Below are 8097 nucleotides of genomic sequence, written 5' to 3'. Positions count from 1 at the left end.
GCTACTTTAGTCATAGATGTATTTGATGATGGCACGCCTTCTACCTTAATCAACGACGGTACTATTATAAACACAGGTATCTATACTAATAGTGGTGCATTAGTTAATAATGGAACGTTTACCAATAATAGTATATTTGATAACTCAGGAACATTTAGTAATCCAGGGACACTTTCTGGAATCAACACAAGTCATACCCAAGATTTTACAAATGCAGGTACCTTAAGTCCTGGGAATTCTCCTGGCACCTATACTTTCAATAACAATTATTCAGCACAAACAACTGCTAACTTACAAATAGAATTAGAAAATGCTACCACATTCGATATCGTAACAGTAACTGGCACAGCAGCTATAAACGGTACACTAGAGGTTACTTTATTAGATAATTATTCACCAATAGTAGGCGATACTTTTACAATTTTAACAGCAGGGAATATTTCAGGAACTTTTGATACAATAAACTTGCCAGCAGGTTACAATTGGGATGTTAGGTATACAGCAACAGAAGTTATTTTAGAAATAATTCCAATTACTTTAAGTCCAGTAGTCTTTTTACAAGGTGCTTTACTATCTAATGGAAATTCAAGCGTAATGCGAGACGATTTAAGGTCTTTAGGTTATTTACCAACGACATCACCATATACAGATGGCTTAACTTGTGATGCATCGGTATTTAATACTGGAGGAACTAACGGAACAGGTAATACAAATAATGATATTGTAGATTGGGTTTGGATAGAATTACGCGATGCTACAGATAACACCTTAGTAATTGATGGGCAGTCTGCTTTATTACAGCGTGATGGTGATGTTGTAAGTATAGATGGTATATCTGTAGTAAGCTTTAATCAAGCAAGTGGTAATTATTATTTAGCAATTAAACATCGGAATCACTTAGCCGTTATGACAACAAATACAATAACTTTAAACAGAACAGCCACAACTATAAACTTTACAGAATCCACTACTCCAATTACCTTTGGTACAAATGCGCAAGCAACTATAGCTGATACACCAAATGTGTTAGCACTTTGGGCAGGAAATGCAAATGGAGACACAATAGTTCAATATTCAGGAACGAGTCCTGATACGCCAAGTATCTTATCAAACGTACTAAACGATGCGGGGAACTTTTTAAACTTCCCAACATATTCGGTTTCAGGTTATAATACAAATGATATTGATATGAATGGAAGTACGCAGTATAGTGGAACAACACCAGACACACCATTTATATTACAAAACGTACTAGCGCATCCTGGAAATTTCTTGAATTTTAGTACGTATCCAATAGAAGAACAATTACCTGAAAATTAGAAGGAATTCAAATTATAAATTCATAAAACGTCTAAACTTTAAGTTTAGACGTTTTTTATTGCAAAAAAAATAAAAGAATAGGTTCTCAAAACAGATTATTCTTATTTTTGAACAAATCTTTCTATAACTATGGATACCATACTTTCTTTTCTTAGCTCAATTTCTTGGTGGCTTTGGGTTATTATTGTGTTAGTAATTATTGCTATTCGCGATATTTTTCAACGAAAACATACTATAAGTCACAACTTCCCTATTGTTGGACATGTACGGTATATGTTTGAAAGTATTGGTCCAGAAATTCGCCAATATTTTGTAGCGAACAATCGAGAAGAATTACCATTTAATCGTATTGAACGTGGTTGGATTTACGCTTCCGCGAAAAAAGAAAACAACTATGAAGGTTTCGGTACTGATAGAGATATTTATGCGCATCATCATGTGTTTATCAATAATGCTATGATGCCATATCAAGTGGGAGAAAATCATCCAAATACGATTGATAAAACATTTTTACCATGCGCTAAAGTGATGGGAGAATTCAATAAAAGAAAACGTCCATATCGTCCTGCATCTGTAATAAACATATCTGCTATGAGTTTTGGCTCTTTGTCTGCCAAAGCTGTAGAGTCAATGAACAAAGGTATAAAAATGGCTGGCGCATATCATAATACTGGAGAAGGTGGTTTGTCACCATATCACAGTAACGGTGGTGATGTCGTTTTTCATTTTGGAACAGGATATTTTGGTGTTCGTGCGGAAGATGGTGGTTTTTCTATGGAAAAAATGGTCAAACTAGTTGAAGAGAATCCATTCATTAGAGCCATTGAAGTAAAATTATCACAAGGTGCAAAACCTGGTAAAGGTGGTGTATTACCTGGTGCAAAAATTACACCTGAAATTGCTAAAATTAGAGGTGTTGAAATTGGAAAAGATGTATTATCTCCACCAAATCACAAAGCATTTTCAAATGTTCCTGAATTGATGGATTTTGTAGAAGCAATTGCAGAAGCAACGGGTTTACCAGTTGGAATTAAAGCTGCTATTGGAAAGCTTGAACAATGGGAAGAATTGGCTGATATTATGAAAGCTACAGGAAAAGGACCTGATTTTATTACTGTTGACGGTGGTGAAGGTGGAACTGGAGCAGCGCCGCCAAGTTTTGCAGATCATGTATCTCTACCTTGGGTTTATGGGTTTTCGGATTTATATAAGCTTTTTCAGAAAAAAGGATTGATAGAGCGCATTGTTTTTATAGGAAGTGGAAAATTAGGATTTCCTGCCAAAGCTGCTATGGCGTTTGCAATGGGCGTTGATTGTATCAATGTTGCACGTGAAGCAATGATGAGTATTGGTTGTATACAAGCACAAATTTGTCATACAAATAAATGCCCTGCTGGAGTTGCTACGCAAAATAAATGGTTGCAAAACGGAATTGACCCAACATTAAAATCTGTTCGCTTAGCGCAGTATTTTAAAACGTTTCGAAAAGAATTTATAGAAATTACGCATGCAGCAGGACATGAACATCCGTGTCAATTTGATATGAGAGATATTGAAGTAAATGTAGACGATCATAATCTATCAAAAGAATTGAGTTCTACATACAAATATGAAAAAACACCTGTGCCATTTACAAGTATGCAAACGTTGAAAGATTGTGTGCATTTAGGAGGAAAGTAGTGCTTATTAATTTATTAAAAAAAATTATTTAATGTTATATCCTACGAATTTCTGAACGTTTTTCGCGTTTTCCTCTTGTGTTCTTTACTAAAGTCACTTCAATTTCTTTTTCGTTTAGAAAACGAACCCATTCAACACTCTCTATACTTTTGTATTTAAAAATAATTCTAGTGTTTAATGTATTTAAATCGGTAATTTCAATGACATCACTATAAATTTCTACTAGCATATTAAATTCAAAAATATTACCTAAAAATAAAACTGTAGAAATTCTTCTATATGATAGGTCATGTATTTCAAGAGTATCTACATGTAGTAGTTTCGGAGTTCCTTCCACAGGAATATACACATATCCAAATCCTTCTAATTGCCATTTATCAATCCTAAAGTTGATATAGTTCCAATTATTAGAAAATAATTTTTCATTGATATTTATGTTATTATGAATCACGTTTATTTTAAATAACAACCTTCCATTATTAGGTTCAACTGACTCAATAAAGTCAACTATTAATTTTCCGTCCGATGTTTTTTTAGATGCTATATCCATATTTGATAGCTTTTTTTATGATTATAACTCTTCCAACATCAAATGAAAATCGTATTGTAAATCTTCGTGCAATGAGTCAATCGCTTTTTTTGCCATATTCAATTGACGTTCATAGATATTTACCATTTGAAGACTTTTTTTATGAGTTGGTTTTAATTCTTTCAACTTCGCACAAAAATGAAGTAGTAAATCAGCTTCTGTTTCTTTCTTTTTGGAATATCGAATATATTTTTTAATTAACCGTAAAATTTTACGAACGCTTTTTTTGACATAGTATAAACTATCATGATTTAGCTTTGAAAAGGCTTCATCAACCTCATCTTTAATTTCACGAACATAAGTATCTTCATCAGTTGCATCAAACAAAATATAGGTAAGTAGTTCTTTATTTTCTTTTTTAAATTTTGCTAGTTTTAAACAGATCTCAATCAATTCTTCCTGCGTATGATGTTTCAATTCTTTTTTTAGTACTGATACGGTAACTGCTTTCATATAGGGAATGATTTCTGTAAAATTTAAAAGTTAATTATCTCAAGGAAAACCTTAAAATCATTTTTAAATCTCGATTATAGAGTAAAGAACGGTAAAATTTATCGATTCTTAAAACAATAAAAAAGTCAACAAAAATATATAAAAAATAAACATCTAATTTCAATATATAAATAGCATTTGGATACAATAAATCTTTATTTGCCTAGTTAGTAAAAACGTATTATGTTTGCTAAAACTGCTATTATTTATGGAAGACAAAATTTTTGATTTGATAATGTATACGATTCCTGCAATTATTACGGGAGGAATTGCTTATTTTTTCTTTAGAGATCATATGGCTAATGAAGATAAAAGAAGACGTTATTTGTTACACAAAGATGCTCAAAAAGAAGCATTGCCACTACGCTTACAAGCCTATGAACGTCTTTCATTATTTTTAGAACGTATTACACCTTCCAAATTGTTAGTACGTGTCTCTCCTACTTCTTCTGACAAGAATGATTACGAACGTTTACTAATTATGAGTATTGAGCAAGAGTTTGATCATAATTTATCTCAACAAATTTATATGAGTGATCAATGTTGGAATATTATCATTGCTTCTAAAAATTCAACGATACAGTTAATACGAAAAGCTAGTTTGTCTGAGAAAGTTACTTCTGCTGATAAATTACGGGAAGTTATTTTAACAGAAATGATGGAACAACAAGCACCTAGTGATACTGCTTTATCATACATTAAAAAAGAAGTTGCTGATTTTTTACATGCCTAGTTCTAGTTAAAAGTTAATAAGATATCAAATTAATTACCGAGTGTTTCCCTAGTTCCTAATTTCTATTCTATTTTTATGGACTAAATTAGCCATTTACGTAGGCAACTAAGTACCCATAAAGTATGAACACTTATTACTAAACACCAATACCATGAAAAAAAGTGGTTTATAGTTTTATTCTTCTAGCTCTTTATTTTTCATTTTTGCATGATGATAGCCTTGTTCCCACCATTCGGCCATTTGTTTTTTATTAAAAATCAATGAATTGTCCGTTAGTTTAGTTGGTGTAAAATAAAGGTTCAATTTTACATCTTTATATTTTGCAGATAACTTTCCAATATTTATATCATGTCGTTCTACTTGATCAATTAAAAAGCTAAACAAATTTACCATTAAAGAAAAAGGGTTTCTTCCTAATTTTTTATTTGCTACACCAGATTCTGTTTCTAATATAATAGCATCAACTTCCGTTGCGCCTCTTTTAATTGCTTCATGAATAGGTACAATACAGCCAAAACCACCATCCGCGTATTCGTCACCATTTTTTGTAGCTAAACTCATAAATGGAACATAATTGCATGAAATCCAGATCCAATCACAAAAATCTTCATAGTTATGATCCTTAATCGATTTGTATTCAACTCTATTTTTAGTAAGATTGGTTACAGTTACTACAACTTCTTTACCTGAAGCTTTTAGACTCGTAAACTCTTCTTTTGAAAATTTTACTTTGATTAATTTTCTGAGCTTTTTAGTTTCTCCAAACGTTCGCTTTCCTTTGAGTTGTTGAGTAAAAACATTGAAATAGTTAATACTAATAAATGTTTCTCCTTTTTTCTTTCGGACAACAAAAGGATTATTACTAAAAATGCTTCGTTGATTTACGGACGTATATATTTCCTTAAGCTTTGGCACATTATCTAAACCCAATAAAGGAGCTATTAAACTACCTGTAGAGGTTCCTAAAAACATATCATATTTCTTTTGTTCTTCTTCTATAAGGTATTGAGCAACTCCACCTGCAAATGCACCTTTACTTCCACCTCCAGAAATGACTATTGCTTTCATTTAGTTGTAATCTTTTTAGTTAAATATGCTTTCTCTTTTTCATTAAGTAATTTTTCTACACGCTTTAAGTTTTCTGTATACGCAGGATTTTTGATCATACTGTCTAATAATTCTCTGCAAAACCTCGCAAATCGCCAATTATGGTGCAAGGCTCCATTAACTAAATCTGCTAAATTTCTATCACTGAATGATTGTAACTCATTTAAGAATCTAAATGCATTTTGACGTACTTCAAAGTGATTTCTTTCATGCGTATATCCTGCCAATTCATCATAATAATAAGGTGTTCTGTGTCCACTATAATCTTTGGTCACAATAGCCAACGCTAACCAGAGTGTTCGGAAACTTTTATCATTAAAACCCTTTATGTTTTTAGTTTGATCTAAATAGCTTTTACGGCTTTCTGTAAAGCTTTTCCATAGTGTAAATAAAGCAACTTCTTTGGTTACATACGAATCGTCATTTAACAAACTTTCATAAGCTGTTTTAAATACTTCTGGCACTTGTCGTGGAGCTTTTGCTATCGTTTGCCTAATCTTTATGTTGTTTGTTTTTAAAACTTCTCTGTAAATGCTGAGTCGTTCTTCTAAACTGGAAACTTTTAAGTTTTTCAACATATATATTATTAACTCTTCAGAAATAGATTCATGCCCTTGTGCAGTTTTATTTGAAAATAATCCAATTGCTCGCCTAGTTTCCGCGCTTATTGAAAGTAAATCCAATGATTGTTTTGATTTCTTAATTTTTGATTCACTTTGTTGTTGCTTGTGTTTTAATAGTTCTATTTGAAAAGCTGTTCCTTTTACACCTCCTAAATAGTTATATATACTAATGCTTGGCAAACTCCCAATTGCTAGGAAATCTTTTATATCAAATATATTTTCTGGTAATTTCGGATTTTCTAACCAAGCTTTTACAAACCAGTCCAATTTTGTATTGCTTTCTTCTTCTACAATTTTAATAAAATCGCTAGTTTCTGCACTTTTAAATTTATAGGTATTTAAATATCGCTTTACAGCTTTTTTAAATGCTTCATCTCCAACATTCATACGCAATACGTGTAATGCCCACGCTCCTTTTTGGTAAAACGTTAAACTACTTGCTTTCGGATTTAGTAACGATTCTCCTTTTCCGTCATTTAATGCTTTTAATTGCAAAGCTGATTCGTAGAGTTTCCAATGAAAATAGTCGTCGCCAAAGATTTCTTTTTCAACTAAAAGTGCATAATACGTCGCGAAGCCTTCTTGTAACCAATGATGTGTTCCGCTTTTTGCCGTTACCAAATCACCAAACCATTGATGTGCTAGTTCGTGTGCATTTACATTGACATAATTTTTATCTATAAAACTTGTACTATCTATCACAAAACTGTCTGAAAATATAGTTGTTCCCGTATTTTCCATTCCTGCATATAGAAAATCTTTTACAGGAATCTGTTTATAATTTTGCCAAGGATATGGAACACCAATTTCTTCTTCTAAGAAATCAAACATACGTTTCGTGTAGCGATATGTTGGTTCAAATTTGGCATCGTCTTCTGGATAATAATACATTTCAAGTGGAATTCCACTTTCTGATGTGATGGTTTTCTTTTTATATTTTCCAATGGCAATTGCCGCTAAATAACTACTCATTGGCTTTTTCATATCAAAATACCATTTAGTTAAGGAATCGTTTGGCGATTCTTTTTTGAGCAATTTCCCATTCGCAATGACTTCATAACGCTTGTCAAATGTGATACTGAAATCGAATTCCACTTTTTCATTGACGTCATCAAAACTTGGCAACCAACTACTTGTATATTTTCCTTGTCCTTGCGTCCATACTTGTTTTCTACCTCCAACTTCATTCCAATCAATAAAATACATTGCTTTTTTGGGATGTGTAAATGTTGCCAATCCGATACTATGTTTTTCACCCTTTTTAAAATTACTTTTTAGAATGATTTTTTTATCCCGATAGAAATTGTTTCCTTCAAAACTCTGTTGGTATACTTTATACGTATCAAGTGCTTGCAGATCAAAATAAATAGAATCTACATCTTGAAGTATTTCAAATTCATACTGAATATCAATACCAATTTCTTTTAACGTTGGTCGTAATACAATATCAACTTTAGCGGTTTTAAAGTCTACAAATTCAGTTTGTTGTGCAAATCCTGCAAACAATATAAAGTAAATAAAGAAGGAAAATATATCTTTCATAAAAGGTGTAA

General features: G+C 31.9%; 7 protein-coding genes. 3 read left to right on the top strand and 4 right to left on the bottom strand.

Going from position 1 to position 8097, the window contains the following annotated elements; all coding sequences use genetic code 11:
* Both Q0828_RS20745 and Q0828_RS20740 read left to right on the top strand, forming a co-directional pair.
* Nucleotides 1-1320 (top strand): hypothetical protein (locus Q0828_RS20745; RefSeq protein ID WP_298425955.1); only part of this gene is annotated, 1320 nt, incomplete at its 5' end.
* Nucleotides 1321-1449: 129 nt separating this feature from the next.
* Nucleotides 1450-3000, top strand: coding sequence for an FMN-binding glutamate synthase family protein (locus tag Q0828_RS20740; protein ID WP_298425952.1), 1551 nt, complete (start codon nt 1450-1452; stop codon nt 2998-3000).
* A 34-nt stretch (nt 3001-3034) separates the two neighbouring features.
* On the opposite strand, the gene Q0828_RS20735 is transcribed toward Q0828_RS20740, so the two are convergent.
* Nucleotides 3035-3550 (bottom strand): hypothetical protein, encoded by a 516-nt coding sequence (locus Q0828_RS20735; RefSeq protein ID WP_298425949.1) that lies wholly within the window; start codon nt 3548-3550, stop codon nt 3035-3037.
* 21 nt (nt 3551-3571) lie between these two features.
* Complete coding sequence (locus tag Q0828_RS20730; RefSeq protein WP_298425946.1) at nt 3572-4042, bottom strand: hypothetical protein; 471 nt, start codon at nt 4040-4042, stop codon at nt 3572-3574.
* Nucleotides 4043-4289: 247 nt separating this feature from the next.
* Between Q0828_RS20730 and Q0828_RS20725 the strand changes: the two genes are divergently transcribed.
* A complete protein-coding gene (locus Q0828_RS20725; RefSeq protein ID WP_298425944.1) occupies nt 4290-4814 on the top strand; it encodes a hypothetical protein in 525 nt (174 codons plus the stop codon).
* A gap of 174 nt (nt 4815-4988) precedes the next feature.
* Here the strand turns inward: Q0828_RS20725 and Q0828_RS20720 are convergent, their stop codons facing one another.
* Nucleotides 4989-5882 (bottom strand): patatin-like phospholipase family protein, encoded by an 894-nt coding sequence (locus Q0828_RS20720; RefSeq protein WP_298425941.1) that lies wholly within the window; start codon nt 5880-5882, stop codon nt 4989-4991.
* A complete protein-coding gene (locus Q0828_RS20715; protein WP_298425939.1) occupies nt 5879-8086 on the bottom strand; it encodes a M1 family metallopeptidase in 2208 nt (735 codons plus the stop codon). Before Q0828_RS20715 ends, Q0828_RS20720 begins: the two co-directional genes overlap by 4 nt.
* Nucleotides 8087-8097 lie beyond the last annotated feature (11 nt).

The organism is uncultured Kordia sp., from assembly GCF_947496985.1.
Taxonomy (GTDB): Bacteria; Bacteroidota; Bacteroidia; order Flavobacteriales; family Flavobacteriaceae; genus Kordia.
This window is presented reverse-complemented; position numbering and strand designations above follow the sequence as displayed.